Below are 12,260 nucleotides of genomic sequence, written 5' to 3' on the forward strand. Positions count from 1 at the left end.
TCGTCGGCGCCGCGATGCGCGCCGAAGCGCCGCAGGCAGGACCGGTGCGCCGCCCCGACTTCATCGGGCGGCGCTTTTGCTTGAAGGGGCGGCACTCGTGCGGCGTTATGCCGCATCAGCGGCCGATCGGAATGCCGGTCGAATGGATCCAGCCCATCCAGTTCGCGAACAGGATGAACAGGAACAGCGAGATCGACAGCCCGACGCGCATCGCGAGCGACCAGACCATCCGCTTCGTATGGCCTCGGTCGTGCATCATGAAATACAGCGCCGACACCATGCTGGCGATGATGAGTACGAAGGCGATCGGAACGAGAATGTGCATGAAGCTAACCGGAAACCGGCAGTTGGAGGAAGAAAGGGGCATTATCGCACTTCGGTCGGGCGATCGTCGCGCCCAGGGAGCGGCGCGATGAGAATCCGCTGGCTGCCTGCGCTGCTGATTCTCGCGGTGATCGCGATCACAGTGCGGCTCGGTTTCTGGCAGCGCGACCGCGCGCATCAGAAGGAGGCGCTCGACGCGCAGATCGCGCGCTACGAGCATGCGAGCCCGGCCGACGTGCCGCGCGAGAGCGTCGCGTTGAAGGACATCGAGTTCCATCGCGTGCGCGCCACGGGGCGTTTCATGCCGGAACTCGCGGTGTTCCTCGACAACCGGCCGTACAACGATCAGCCGGGCTTCTACGTCGTGATGCCGATGAAGCTCGCGAACGGCGGCTACGTGCTCGTGAACCGCGGCTGGCTGCCGCGCAATTACGCCGATCGCACCGCGATCGAGCCGTTCGCGACGCCTGCGGGCGACGTGACGATCGAGGGCATCGCGCGCGGCAACGCGTCGCGCGCGTTCGAGCTCGGCGAGGGCGGCTCGGCCGCGCGCCAGAAGATCCGGCAGAATCTCGACGCCGCCGCGTATGCGCAGGAAACGGGCCTGCCGCTGCAGCCGTTCGTGATCCAGCAGACGAGCGACGACGGCGACAAGCTCGTGCGCGACTGGCCCGCGCCGACGACAGGCGTCGAGCGCAACTACGGTTACATGTTCCAGTGGTGGGGCATGGCGGCGGCCGCCGCCGGCTTCGGCCTGTATGCCGCGCGGCGCGCGGCGAAAAAGCAGTCCGGCGACGCGTGAGCGCGGCGCCGCGCGAGGTCCATCGTTTCAAGAGGTCTCTTTGGTGATGCAATCTTCCCATCCGACGCGGCCGCAAGACGGCCGGCAAGCGGAACCCGCGCAGCGCGGCTCGTGGCGGCGTGGCCGCTGGGTGCTGCTCGCGCTCGCGCTCGTCTGCGCGGCGCCCGTGGTCGCGTCGTATTTCACGTATTACGTGATCAAGCCGCGCGGCGGTGCGACCAACTACGGCACGCTGATCGAGCCGCAGCGGCCGATTCCGCCCGATCTGACCGTCGTCGACGAAACGGGCAAGACGGTGCCGCTCGCGTCGCTGCGCGGCGTGTGGCTGTTCGTGATGGAGGACGGCGGCGCGTGCGGCGACGCATGCGCGAAGAAGCTCTACTTCATGCGCCAGGTGCGCGCGACGCAGGCGGGCGAGCGGCAGCGGATCACGATGGTGTGGCTGAAGAGCGACGCGGCGAACGTGCCGGCGGCGATCGCCGATGCGTATCCGGACACGCGCAAGCTGCGCGCCGATCCGGCCGCGGTCGCCGCGTGGCTGCCCGCCGATGCGGGCACGCAGGTCGCGGATCACCTCTATCTCGTCGATCCGAACGGCAACCTGATGATGCGTTTCCCGAAGAATCCGGACCCGAGCAAGATCAAGCAGGACGTGACGAAGCTCCTCAAGTGGTCGAGCATCGGTTGAGCGCCGGTCCCGACCGGCGATAGAGGGTAAGAGAGAAACACGATGTACCTATTGCAACTCGGCCTGATCGGCCTCTGCATCGCGCTGCTGCCGCTGTCCTACGTGTGGGTGAAGGCGGACGACGGCAAGTTCCGCAAGCTCGTCTGGATCACGACGTTCCTCACGCTCGATCTCGTGATGTTCGGCGGCTTCACGCGCCTGACCGATTCGGGGCTCGGCTGCCCGGACTGGCCGGGCTGTTACGGTACGTCGTCGCCGTTCGTCGCGCATGCGGCGATCACGGCCGCCCATCAGGCGATGCCGACGGGCCCCGTCAGCATGACGAAGGCATGGATCGAGATGATCCACCGCTATTTCGCGATGGCGATCGGCGTGCTGATCATCGCGCAGACGGCGATCGCATGGGCCGCGCGGCTGCGCCGCAAGCCGCTTCATGTCTCGCCGTGGTGGCCGACGGGCCTGCTGCTGCTGATCCTCGTGCAGGGCGCGTTCGGCGCGTGGACCGTGACGATGAAGCTGCAGCCGGTGATCGTCACGATCCACCTGCTGCTCGGCCTGACGCTGCTCGGCACGCTCGGCTGGCTCGCGGCGCGGCAGACGCCGCTGCCCGCGCACGAGCCCGGCGCGGGCCGTTACCGCGCGGCGGCGCTCGCGGCGCTTGTGCTGCTCGTCGCGCAGATCGCGCTCGGCGGCTGGGTCAGCACGAACTACGCGGTGCTCGCGTGCACCGATTTCCCGACCTGCAACGGCGCGTGGATGCCGCCGATGGACTTCCGCAACGGCTTCCACCTTTGGCGCGCGCTCGGGATGACGAACGACGGCGGCGCGATCACGCAGGACGCGCTCGTCGCGATCCACTGGACCCACCGCACGTTCGCATTCGTCGTCGTCGCGTACCTGATCGCGTTCGCGCTGAAGATGCGCCGCTTCGCGTCGCTGCGGTGGCCGGCGAACGGCGTGCTCGCCGTCGTCGTGCTGCAGTTCGTCACGGGTTTGACGAATATCGTGCTGCAATGGCCGTTGCCTGTCGCCGTCGCGCACAACGGCGGGGCCGCGATCCTGCTGCTCCTCGTCGTCATGCTAAACTTTCGCATCCTTTCAAGCCGTCCCGGCCGCGTCGCGCAACCCGCGCGCGACGCCGCGCCCGCGTGACGTTGACCGTACATGGACACGACACTTTCCCATACGCCCGGTAGCCGTCTCTCCCAGTATCTGGCGCTGACGAAGCCTCGCGTCACGCAGCTCGCCGTGTTCTGCGCGGTGATCGGGATGTTCCTCGCGACGCCGGGCATGGTGCCGTGGAAAGTGCTGCTCGGCGGCACGATCGGCATCGGGCTGCTCGCGGGCTCGGCGTTCGCGATCAATTGCCTCGTCGAGCAGAAGATCGACGCGATGATGCGGCGCACCGCGTGGCGTCCGTCCGCGCGCGGCGAGATCACGACCTTGCAGATCCTCGCGTTCTCGACCGTGCTGGGCGGCCTCGGCGCGTGGACGCTCTACACGTTCACGAACCCGCTGACGATGTGGTTGACGATCGCGACGTTCGTCGGCTACGCGGTGATCTACACGCTCTTGCTCAAGCCGATGACGCCGCAGAACATCGTGATCGGCGGCGCGTCGGGCGCGATGCCGCCCGCGCTCGGCTGGGCGGCCGTCACGGGCGCGGTGCCCGGCGACGCGTGGATTCTCGTGTTGATCATCTTCGTGTGGACGCCGCCGCACTTCTGGGTGCTCGCGCTCTACCGCCGCAAGGATTACGAGAACGCGGGCCTGCCGATGCTGCCCGTCACGCACGGCGAGCAGTTCACGCGGCTGCACATCCTGCTGTACACGGTGATCCTGTTCGCCGTCACGATGATGCCGTTCATCTCCGGGATGAGCGGGGCCGTCTATCTGACGAGCGCGGTGCTGCTCGGCGCGATCTTCCTGGCGTACGCGTGGAAGATCTACCGCGATTACTCGGATGCGCTCGCGCGCCGCGCGTTCCGCTATTCGATCGTCTATCTGTCGCTGTTGTTCGCGGCGCTCCTCGTCGACCACTACGCACGTCCCATGATCGGGATGTAACTCCAACGGTTCGATCGCAATGCTCAAATCCCTGTTTGCATGCCGCCGCGCGCAGCGCGGCTGGTTGTTCGCCTGCGCACTCGCGGGCGCCTTGCTGATCGCGGGCTGCAACCAGCAGCCGGCGTTCCAGAATCTCGACATCACCGGCAACTCGCAGTTCACCGGCGACTTCGCGCTGCCGGACACGACGGGCAAGATCCGCACGCTCGGCGAATTCAAGGGCAAGGCGGTCGTGGTGTTCTTCGGCTATACGCACTGCCCGGACGTGTGCCCGACGACGATGGCGGAGCTGTCGCAGGCGCTGCAGCAGCTTGGCCCGGACGGCAAGCGCGTGCAGGTGCTGTTCGTCACCGTCGATCCGGAGCGTGACACCGCGGCGATCCTCGGCCAGTACGTGCCCGCGTTCAATCCGGCGTTCGTCGGCCTGCGGCCCGCCGACGAAGCGCAACTGAAGAAGGTGACGAAGGACTTCCGCGTCTACTATGCGAAGGTGCCGGGCAAGACGCCCGACAGCTACACGATGGACCACACCGCCGCGAGCTACGTGTTCGATCCGAGCGGCAAGCTGCGCCTGTTCGTGCGCGACGGCCAGGGGCCGGGGCCGTGGGTCCACGATCTGAAGCTGCTGCTCGACTGACGACTCGAAAACGAGCGGCTGCCTGCCGATACGGCATGTACCCCGCGGCATGCACCCCGCGGCATGCACCCCGAAGCGCCGGACGCTTGTCCGGACTTCGGGGTGTTTTTCATTACGGCAGCGCCGGCAGATTGACGCCCGGCGCGATGCGCGTCGTCTTGAATTCGGTCACCGTGTACGTGGCGAGCCCTTCGGTGACGAACGGATCGGTTTCGAGGATCGCATCGAGCTTGTCGCGCTCGATCCGCACCGCGAGGATCACGCCGCCGTCGCGCGGCACCTTCGGCCCGCACGCGACGAACACGCCGGCGTCGAAATGGCGTTGCAGGTAGGCGCGGTGGCGTTCGAGCGCGTCGTCGATGCGCTCGAGCGGCGCGGTGTAGCGGATATCGATCACGTACATGGAGGCCTCGTTGAATGTGGGCCGCGACGCCATGCTGCAGCCAAGCCGCTCTTGTAGCACAGTCGTCGCCATCGCGCTTCCATTCAAGTTGTAAGCCGGCGTGCCGTAAATAGCGGCAGCGATCGTTCGCGGCCGGGGCCGCGGCGCGGACGGCGCGCGACGAACACGACACGGGAACGCACACACGATGAACAGAATGAGCTTGAACCGCAAGCTGTGGCTGGCGCTTGCGCTCGTATGGGTCGGATTGCTGGGGGTAGGCGCGTGGAGCGCGTTCGAGACGCGCACGACGATGCTCGCCGAGCGCAAGGAAGGGATGGCGAATCTCGTCGATTCGGCGGCGGGCGTGGTGAAGGCGTACTACGCGCTCGCGCAGAGCGGCAGGATGAGCGACGAGGACGCGCGGCGCGAAGCGCTCGCGCGCCTGTCGGCGATGCGCTATGGGGATTCCGGCTACTTGTTCGTGACGGACTCGACGCCCGTCGTGCTGATGCATCCGACGCTGCCGAAGCTCGTCGGCACGCAGGTCGGCGATTACCTGGACCCGGACGGCAAGCGGCTTTTCGTCACGATCGTGAACGCGGCGAAGGAGAGCGGGCGCGGCTTCGCCGAGTATCGCGGGCGACTGCCGCACAGCGAGACCGCGGTGCCGAAGATCAGCTACGTGACGCGCTTCGCGCCGTGGGACTGGAACATCTCGAGCGGCGTGTTCCTGAAGGACATCGATACCGTCTACTACGAGACGCTCGTCGGCCATCTCGCGATGGTGTTCGTGATCGGCCTCGTGATCACGGCGGCGATGCTCGTCATCATCCGCAACGTGCGCGCGAGCCTCGGCGGCGAGCCGGATGCGGCGGCCTCGCTCGCCGCGCGGATCGCGGCGGGCGACCTGACGCGGCCCGTCACGGTGCGCGCGGGCGACAGGACGAGCATGATGGCCGCGATGCGCGACATGCAGGGCCGCCTGCGGTCGACGATCGGCGGCATCCGCCAGGCGGCCGAATCGATCGCGGCCGCGAGCCACGAGATCGCGTCGGGCAATCACGATCTGTCGCAGCGCACCGAGCAGCAGGCCGCATCGCTCGAAGAGACCGCGGCGAGCATGGAAGAGCTGACCGCGACCGTCAAGCAGAACGCCGAGAACGCGCGGCAGGCGAGCGGGCTCGCGAACAGCGCGTCCGAGATCGCGCTGAAGGGCAACGACGTCGTGAGCCGCGTGATCGGCACGATGGGCGAGATCAACGACAGCTCGCAGAAGATCGCCGACATCATCGGCGTGATCGACGGCATCGCGTTCCAGACCAACATCCTCGCGCTGAATGCGGCCGTCGAGGCGGCGCGCGCGGGCGAGCAGGGCCGCGGCTTCGCGGTCGTCGCGGGCGAGGTGCGCTCGCTCGCGCAGAGGAGCGCGACGGCCGCGAAGGAGATCAAGCAACTGATCGACGCGTCGGTGGAGCGCGTGAGCAACGGCTCGGCGCTCGTCGGCCAGGCGGGCGAGACGATGACGGAGATCCTGCAGGCGGTGCGGCGCGTGACCGACATCATGGGCGAGATCGCGGCCGCGTCCGAGGAGCAGTCGAGCGGGATTTCGCAAGTCGGCCGCGCGGTCACGCAGATGGACGAAATGACGCAGCAGAATGCGGCGCTCGTCGAGGAGGCGGCGGCCGCGGCGTCGTCGCTTCAGGAGCAGGCGGCGCGGCTGCGCGAATCGGTGAGCGCGTTCCAGGTCGGCGACGGCGCGGCGGCCGCGCGTGCGCCGAGCGCGGCGGCGGGCAGCGGCCCGAATGCGGCCGCGTCGTCCGGGCGCGTCGAGCCGGCGCTCGCATGACGCATTCCCATACCTATATGAGCGGGATGTATTTCACAGCCTGGCGATCTTGTGACACCATTTGCGCTTTCGTCCGCGCGGCCCGGCCGGTCAGGCCGTCGCGCCCCCTCTACCGAGCCTGGATGGTTCTGCAAGCAAGCGAGAAATAGATGAAGCGTCGCACTCTCCTGAAAGTTGTCTCCGCGGTCGCGGCCGGCGCCGCCGCCCTTTCCGTTTCCGTCGGCGCGCAAGCGCAGGACAAGGTGATCAAGGTGGGCACGGTCGCGGGCCCCGACGCGCAGGTCTGGCAAGTCGTCCAGAAGGTCGCGAAGGAAAAGCAGGGCCTCGATGTGAAGGTCATCGAGTTCAACGACTACGTGCAGCCGAACGCGGCGCTCGATGCGGGCGACCTCGACGCGAACAGCTTCCAGCACCAGCCGTACCTCGACAGCCAGGTGAAGCAGCGCGGCTACAAGATCGTGAGTGCGGGCCTCACGTACATCTCGCCGATCGGCGTCTATTCGAAGAAGTTCAAGACGCTGAAGGATCTGCCCGCGGGCGCGAAGGTCGCGCTGCCGAACGATCCGTCGAACGAGAACCGCGCGCTGCTACTGCTGCAGACGCAGGGCGTGATCAAGCTGAAGGCGGGCGCCGGCACGGGCGGCAGCAACGCGACCGTGCTCGACGTCGCCGAGAATCCGAAGAAGCTGAAGCTGACCGAGCTCGACGCCGCGCAACTGCCGCGCGTGCTGTCCGACGTCGACGCGGCCGTGATCAACACGAACTACGCGCTCGCGGCGAACCTGCAGCCGACCAAGGACGCGATCGCGCTCGAATCGCTGACGAGCCCTTACGCGAACCTGATCGCGGTCCGCGCGAAGGACAAGGATCAGCCGTGGGTGAAGAAGCTCGTGAAGGCGTACCAGTCGCCGGAAGTGAAGGAGTTCATCACGAAGCAGTTCAAGGGTTCGATGGTCGCGTCGTTCTGAGCGTCGTCCGATCGTCCCGAATCGCCGAAGGCCCGCGCATCGCGCGGGCTTATTTGTTTTCGGCCGCGCATCGGGCATCGGGCGGCCGCCGGCGCGGCGCTCTCGGTACTGTCCCGAAATATTGAACGGTCTGGGGAAATGGTATCCTCAGAAGCTTGCCGCCGCGCCCGTTCCGGCGCGGCCGCGCGGGCCGCGCACGTTCCGGGGAGCGCGGCCCGTCCACCATTCAGAACCGGGGGAGACAGACAGATGAAGCGATTCAAGATCGTGGCCGCTCATTCGATTGCGGCGGGCGTCGCGGCATTCGCGATGCTGGGCGTCGGCGCCGCGCACGCGCAGACCGTCAAGGTGCTGTCGATCGTCGATCATCCGGCGCTCGACGCGATCCGCGACGGCGTGCGCGCCGAGCTGAAGGCCGAAGGCTACGGCGACGACAGGCTCAAGTGGGAATACCAGAGCGCGCAGGGCAATACGGGCACCGCCGCGCAGATCGCGCGCAAGTTCATCGGCGACCGTCCGGACGTGATCGTCGCGATCGCGACGCCCGCCGCGCAGGCCGTCGTCGCGTCGACGAAGAGCGTGCCTGTCGTCTATTCGGGCGTGACCGATCCCGTTGCCGCGCAGCTCGTCAAGGGCTGGGGGCCGACCGGCACCAACGTGACGGGCGTGTCCGACAAACTGCCGCTCGACCGGCAGGTCGCGCTCATCAAGCGCGTGGCGCCGAAGGCGAAGACGGTCGGGATGGTCTACAACCCGGGCGAGGCGAACTCGGTCGTCGTCGTGAAGGAAATGAAGGAGATCCTCGCGAAGCAGGGGATGACGCTCAAGGAAGCGGCCGCGCCGCGCACCGTCGACATCGCGCCCGCCGCGAAGAGCCTGATCGGCAAGGTCGACGTGATCTACACGAATACCGACAACAACGTCGTGTCCGCATACGAATCGCTCGTGAAGGTCGCGAACGAGGCGAAGATCCCGCTCGTCGCGGGCGACACCGACAGCGTGAAGCGCGGCGGCGTCGCGGCGCTCGGCATCAACTACGGCGATCTCGGCCGGCAGACGGGCAAGGTCGTCGCGCGCATCCTGAAGGGCGAGAAGCCGGGCGCGATCGCATCGGAGACGAGCAGCAATCTCGAACTGTTCGTGAACACCGACGCGGCCGCGAAGCAGGGCGTGACGCTTTCGCCCGATCTCGTCAAAGAAGCGAAGACGGTCATCAAGTAACGCAAGTGCGGGCGGCGGCCGGTCTCGACGGGCTTCGATGCGCCGGGCGTCGGCATGTCGGGCGTCGCTACGCTTGGCTGTGTTTTGCTTCGGCGGTCCGCGACGCATTGCGCGACAGGCGCCGCGCGCGGCCGACGCATCCGGGCCAAGTCGGGTCCGGCCTGGCCTGGCCGCCGCGCTCGCCGCTCGCCGCTCCGTCACGCGCAGCACGCTGCAACAGGATTTCCCCAACCATGTCTCTTTTTTCTCTTCTCGGCGCGCTGGAGATCGGCCTCATCTTCAGCCTCGTCGCGCTCGGGGTGCTGATCTCGTTTCGCATCCTCAATTTTCCGGACCTGACCGTCGACGGCAGCTTTCCGCTCGGCGGCGCCGTCGCCGCGACGCTGATCGCCGCGGGCCACGATCCGTTCACGTCGACGCTCGCCGCGATCGCCGCGGGCGCGTGCGCGGGCTTCGTCACCGGCTGGCTGAACGTGCGGCTGAAGATCATGGATCTGCTCGCGAGCATCCTGATGATGATCGCGCTCTATTCGGTGAACCTGCGGATCATGGGCCGGCCGAACGTGCCGCTCATCACCGAGCCGACGCTCTTCACGGTGCTGCAGCTCGACTGGATGCCCGACTACGTGCTGCGGCCGGCGCTCCTTGCCGTCGTCGTCGTGATCGCGAAGCTCGGCCTCGACTGGTTCTTCTCGTCGCAGCTCGGGCTCGCGATGCGCGCGACGGGCGCGAATCCGCGAATGGCGCGCGCGCAGGGCATCGCGACGGGCCGCGCGACGCTCGCCGGCATGGCGCTGTCGAACGCGCTCGTCGCGCTCGCGGGCGCGCTCTTCGCGCAGACGCAGGGCGGCTCGGACATCTCGATGGGGATCGGCACGATCGTGATCGGGCTCGCCGCCGTGATCATCGGCGAGACGCTGCTGCCCGCGCGGCGGCTCTTTCTCACGACGCTCGCCGTCGTGCTCGGCGCGATCCTCTATCGTTTCTTCATCGCGCTCGCGCTCAACAGCGAGTTCGTCGGCCTGAAGGCGCAGGACCTGAACCTCGTGACGGCCGTGCTCGTGACGGTCGCGCTCGTGCTGCCCGCGACACGCAAGAAACTGTTCGGCCGCAAGACGAGGGGGGCGTAAATGCTCTGCGCACAAGACCTGAAGCTCACGTTCAACCCCGGCACGCCGATCGAGACGCGCGCGCTGCGCGGGCTGTCGCTCGACATTCCGGACGGCCAGTTCGTCACGGTGATCGGCTCGAACGGCGCCGGGAAATCGACGTTCCTGAATTCGGTGAGCGGCGATCAGCCGGTCGATTCGGGACGGATCGCGATCGACGGCATCGACGTCACGCGCAAGCCGGCGTGGGATCGTGCGCCGCTCGTCGCGCGCGTGTTCCAGGACCCGATGGCGGGCACCTGTGAAGCGCTGACGATCGAGGAGAACATGTCGCTCGCGATGGCGCGCGGCGCGCGGCGCGGCTTTCTGCCGGCGCTGAACCGCGCGTCGCGCGAGCTGTTTCGCGACAGGCTGCGGCTGCTGAATCTCGGGCTCGAGAACCGGCTCACCGATCGCATCGGCCTGCTGTCGGGCGGACAGCGGCAGGCGGTGAGCCTGCTGATGGCGTCGCTGCGGCCGTCGCGCATCCTGCTGCTCGACGAGCACACGGCCGCGCTCGATCCGAAGACGGCCGCGTTCGTGCTGGAGCTGACCGCGCGGATCGTCGAGGAAAGCCGGCTGACGACGATGATGGTCACGCACAGCATGCGGCAGGCGCTCGATTACGGCGATCGCACGGTGATGCTGCATCAGGGGCAGGTGGTGCTCGACGTGTCCGGCGACGAGCGTCGCGGGCTCGACGTGCCCGATCTGCTGCAATTGTTCGAGAAGACGCGGCACGAGAAGCTCGACGACGACGCGCTGCTGCTCGGCTGACGGGCGGTTTCGGCGGCGGCTGCGGTTTCGGGGCGGTCGTTTCGGGATGCCGTGCGGGGACGGACGCTGCTTCGGCCGCTGGCCGAACGGGCGTGGTTCGTGATGTGCGCCGCGAACGCATTGCCATATGTTGTGCAAACATGCAGTAATCGGCTATGCGACGTCCGCTTCCTCCCTCTCCCTCGAATCGCTGCATCCGTCGCTCTGGACCTTTACTCTGGCGATGCATGGTTTGTGGCCCGATAGCATAGAAACGTTGCGATGCCTTGCTGCTGCATAGCGCGGCTTTGCCTGGGTGGACATGTCAGGTCCGGCACTCGTACCAGCCCTTCGACTGATTGACGATGCGCACCACCAACAGCATGACCGGCACTTCGATCAGCACACCGACGACGGTGGCCAGCGCCGCACCGGAATGGAAACCGAACAGGCTGATTGCGGCCGCGACGGCCAGCTCGAAGAAGTTGGATGCGCCGATTAGTGCGGACGGGCACGCGATGTTGTGCTTCTCGCCCACGGCGCGATTGAGCCAGTAAGCGAGCGCCGAGTTGAAAAACACCTGAATCAGGATCGGCACCGCGAGCAGCGCGATCACCAGCGGCTGCTTCAGGATCGCTTCGCCCTGGAACGCAAACAGCAACACGAGTGTGGCCAGCAGCGCGGCGATCGACCACGGGCCGATCTTCGCCATCGCGGCATCGAATGCAGCCTGACCGTTCGCGAGCAGCCGCTTGCGCAGGATCTGCGCAATGATCACCGGGATAACGATGTAAAGCACGACGGACGTGAGCAGCGTCGCCCACGGCACCGTGATTGCGGACATCCCCAGCAGCAGGCCGACCAGCGGCGCGAAGGCGATCACCATGATGCTGTCGTTCAGCGCGACCTGCGACAACGTGAACAGCGGATCGCCGCCCGTCAGTCGACTCCACACGAATACCATCGCCGTGCACGGTGCGGCGGCCAGCAAGATCAAGCCGGCGATGTAGCTGTCGAGCTGATCAGCGGGCAGCATCGGCGCGAACAGGTGGCGGATGAACAGCCAGCCGAGGAATGCCATCGAGAACGGTTTGACGAGCCAGTTCACGGCGAGCGTGACGCCGATGCCTTTCACGTGCTGGCGCACTTCATGCAGAGCGCCAAAGTCGACCTTGACCAGCATCGGGATGATCATCACCCAGATCAGCAGCCCGACCGGGAGATTGACCTGCGCATATTCCATCCGGCCGATCTGCTGGAACAGGCCGGGCAGCACCTGGCCGAGCGCGATGCCGGCGACGATGCACAGCGCAACCCAGACGGTCAGATAGCGTTCGAAGAAATTGATGGAAGGCTTTGCGACGGCCTGGCCCGGCGGGGCGACATTGGACGCGTTCATTGGACAGGGGGCGGTCTTG

14 protein-coding genes are annotated in these 12,260 nt (G+C 67.1%); 11 read left to right on the top strand and 3 right to left on the bottom strand.

The window, feature by feature from the left end; genetic code table 11:
- Positions 1–115: 115 nt before the first annotated feature.
- A complete protein-coding gene (locus tag WS92_RS13340; protein WP_004200193.1) occupies positions 116–325 on the bottom strand; it encodes a twin transmembrane helix small protein in 210 nt (69 codons plus the stop codon).
- A gap of 87 nt (positions 326–412) precedes the next feature.
- Here WS92_RS13340 and WS92_RS13345 point away from each other — a divergent pair, with 87 nt between their 5' ends.
- From WS92_RS13345 to WS92_RS13365, 5 genes are read left to right on the top strand one after another with little or no spacing between them, the layout of a single operon-like run.
- Complete coding sequence (locus tag WS92_RS13345; protein ID WP_015602351.1) at positions 413–1,126, top strand: SURF1 family protein; 714 nt, start codon at positions 413–415, stop codon at positions 1,124–1,126.
- A gap of 46 nt (positions 1,127–1,172) precedes the next feature.
- A complete protein-coding gene (locus tag WS92_RS13350) occupies positions 1,173–1,814 on the top strand; it encodes an SCO family protein (protein ID WP_015602042.1) in 642 nt (213 codons plus the stop codon).
- Between the two features lie 42 nt (positions 1,815–1,856).
- Positions 1,857–2,966, top strand: coding sequence for a COX15/CtaA family protein (locus WS92_RS13355; RefSeq protein ID WP_059932653.1), 1,110 nt, complete (start codon positions 1,857–1,859; stop codon positions 2,964–2,966).
- Positions 2,967–2,978: 12 nt separating this feature from the next.
- Positions 2,979–3,881 (top strand): heme o synthase, encoded by a 903-nt coding sequence (gene cyoE, locus WS92_RS13360; protein WP_006024437.1) that lies wholly within the window; start codon positions 2,979–2,981, stop codon positions 3,879–3,881.
- A gap of 19 nt (positions 3,882–3,900) precedes the next feature.
- Entirely contained in the window at positions 3,901–4,518 is a 618-nt protein-coding gene (locus WS92_RS13365) for an SCO family protein (protein WP_006024438.1), read from the top strand.
- Between the two features lie 112 nt (positions 4,519–4,630).
- Here WS92_RS13365 and WS92_RS13370 read toward each other — a convergent pair whose 3' ends face one another.
- Positions 4,631–4,921 (bottom strand): YciI family protein, encoded by a 291-nt coding sequence (locus tag WS92_RS13370; RefSeq protein ID WP_006024439.1) that lies wholly within the window; start codon positions 4,919–4,921, stop codon positions 4,631–4,633.
- Positions 4,922–5,108: 187 nt separating this feature from the next.
- On the opposite strand from WS92_RS13370, the gene WS92_RS13375 reads away from it, so the two are divergent.
- The 6 genes from WS92_RS13375 to WS92_RS13395 all read left to right on the top strand — a co-directional run bounded on the left by WS92_RS13375 (position 5,109) and on the right by WS92_RS13395 (position 10,863).
- Complete coding sequence (locus WS92_RS13375) at positions 5,109–6,749, top strand: methyl-accepting chemotaxis protein (RefSeq protein WP_006024440.1); 1,641 nt, start codon at positions 5,109–5,111, stop codon at positions 6,747–6,749.
- Complete coding sequence (locus tag WS92_RS32055) at positions 6,746–6,898, top strand: hypothetical protein (protein WP_006024441.1); 153 nt, start codon at positions 6,746–6,748, stop codon at positions 6,896–6,898. The genes WS92_RS13375 and WS92_RS32055 overlap by 4 nt, the downstream gene beginning before the upstream one ends.
- On the top strand, positions 6,899–7,717 hold the full coding sequence (locus tag WS92_RS13380) for a MetQ/NlpA family ABC transporter substrate-binding protein (RefSeq protein ID WP_006024442.1): 819 nt from the start codon (positions 6,899–6,901) through the stop codon (positions 7,715–7,717).
- 249 nt (positions 7,718–7,966) lie between these two features.
- Positions 7,967–8,938, top strand: coding sequence for an ABC transporter substrate-binding protein (locus WS92_RS13385; RefSeq protein WP_059932651.1), 972 nt, complete (start codon positions 7,967–7,969; stop codon positions 8,936–8,938).
- Between the two features lie 233 nt (positions 8,939–9,171).
- Positions 9,172–10,068: an ABC transporter permease gene (locus WS92_RS13390; RefSeq protein ID WP_009911173.1), complete on the top strand. Its 897-nt coding sequence runs from the start codon at positions 9,172–9,174 to the stop codon at positions 10,066–10,068.
- Entirely contained in the window at positions 10,069–10,863 is a 795-nt protein-coding gene (locus WS92_RS13395; RefSeq protein WP_006024445.1) for an ABC transporter ATP-binding protein, read from the top strand.
- A gap of 304 nt (positions 10,864–11,167) precedes the next feature.
- Here WS92_RS13395 and arsB read toward each other — a convergent pair whose 3' ends face one another.
- Positions 11,168–12,241 (bottom strand): ACR3 family arsenite efflux transporter, encoded by a 1,074-nt coding sequence (gene arsB, locus WS92_RS13400; protein WP_059932650.1) that lies wholly within the window; start codon positions 12,239–12,241, stop codon positions 11,168–11,170.
- Positions 12,242–12,260: the final 19 nt, after the last annotated feature.

The sequence above is a fragment of the Burkholderia sp. MSMB1588 genome, assembly GCF_001546925.1.
GTDB classification, from domain to species: Bacteria; Pseudomonadota; Gammaproteobacteria; order Burkholderiales; family Burkholderiaceae; genus Burkholderia; species Burkholderia humptydooensis.

What these genes read in the sequence shown, in the direction of transcription:
- WS92_RS13340 (WP_004200193.1), bottom strand. Translation starts at nt 325, where the DNA reads ATGCACATTCTCGTTCCGATCGCCTTCGTACTCATCATCGCCAGCATG.
- WS92_RS13345 (WP_015602351.1), top strand. Translation starts at nt 413, where the DNA reads ATGAGAATCCGCTGGCTGCCTGCGCTGCTGATTCTCGCGGTGATCGCG.
- WS92_RS13350 (WP_015602042.1), top strand. Translation starts at nt 1,173, where the DNA reads ATGCAATCTTCCCATCCGACGCGGCCGCAAGACGGCCGGCAAGCGGAA.
- WS92_RS13355 (WP_059932653.1), top strand. Translation starts at nt 1,857, where the DNA reads ATGTACCTATTGCAACTCGGCCTGATCGGCCTCTGCATCGCGCTGCTG.
- cyoE (WP_006024437.1), top strand. Translation starts at nt 2,979, where the DNA reads ATGGACACGACACTTTCCCATACGCCCGGTAGCCGTCTCTCCCAGTAT.
- WS92_RS13365 (WP_006024438.1), top strand. Translation starts at nt 3,901, where the DNA reads ATGCTCAAATCCCTGTTTGCATGCCGCCGCGCGCAGCGCGGCTGGTTG.
- WS92_RS13370 (WP_006024439.1), bottom strand. Translation starts at nt 4,921, where the DNA reads ATGTACGTGATCGATATCCGCTACACCGCGCCGCTCGAGCGCATCGAC.
- WS92_RS13375 (WP_006024440.1), top strand. Translation starts at nt 5,109, where the DNA reads ATGAACAGAATGAGCTTGAACCGCAAGCTGTGGCTGGCGCTTGCGCTC.
- WS92_RS32055 (WP_006024441.1), top strand. Translation starts at nt 6,746, where the DNA reads ATGACGCATTCCCATACCTATATGAGCGGGATGTATTTCACAGCCTGG.
- WS92_RS13380 (WP_006024442.1), top strand. Translation starts at nt 6,899, where the DNA reads ATGAAGCGTCGCACTCTCCTGAAAGTTGTCTCCGCGGTCGCGGCCGGC.
- WS92_RS13385 (WP_059932651.1), top strand. Translation starts at nt 7,967, where the DNA reads ATGAAGCGATTCAAGATCGTGGCCGCTCATTCGATTGCGGCGGGCGTC.
- WS92_RS13390 (WP_009911173.1), top strand. Translation starts at nt 9,172, where the DNA reads ATGTCTCTTTTTTCTCTTCTCGGCGCGCTGGAGATCGGCCTCATCTTC.
- WS92_RS13395 (WP_006024445.1), top strand. Translation starts at nt 10,069, where the DNA reads ATGCTCTGCGCACAAGACCTGAAGCTCACGTTCAACCCCGGCACGCCG.
- arsB (WP_059932650.1), bottom strand. Translation starts at nt 12,241, where the DNA reads ATGAACGCGTCCAATGTCGCCCCGCCGGGCCAGGCCGTCGCAAAGCCT.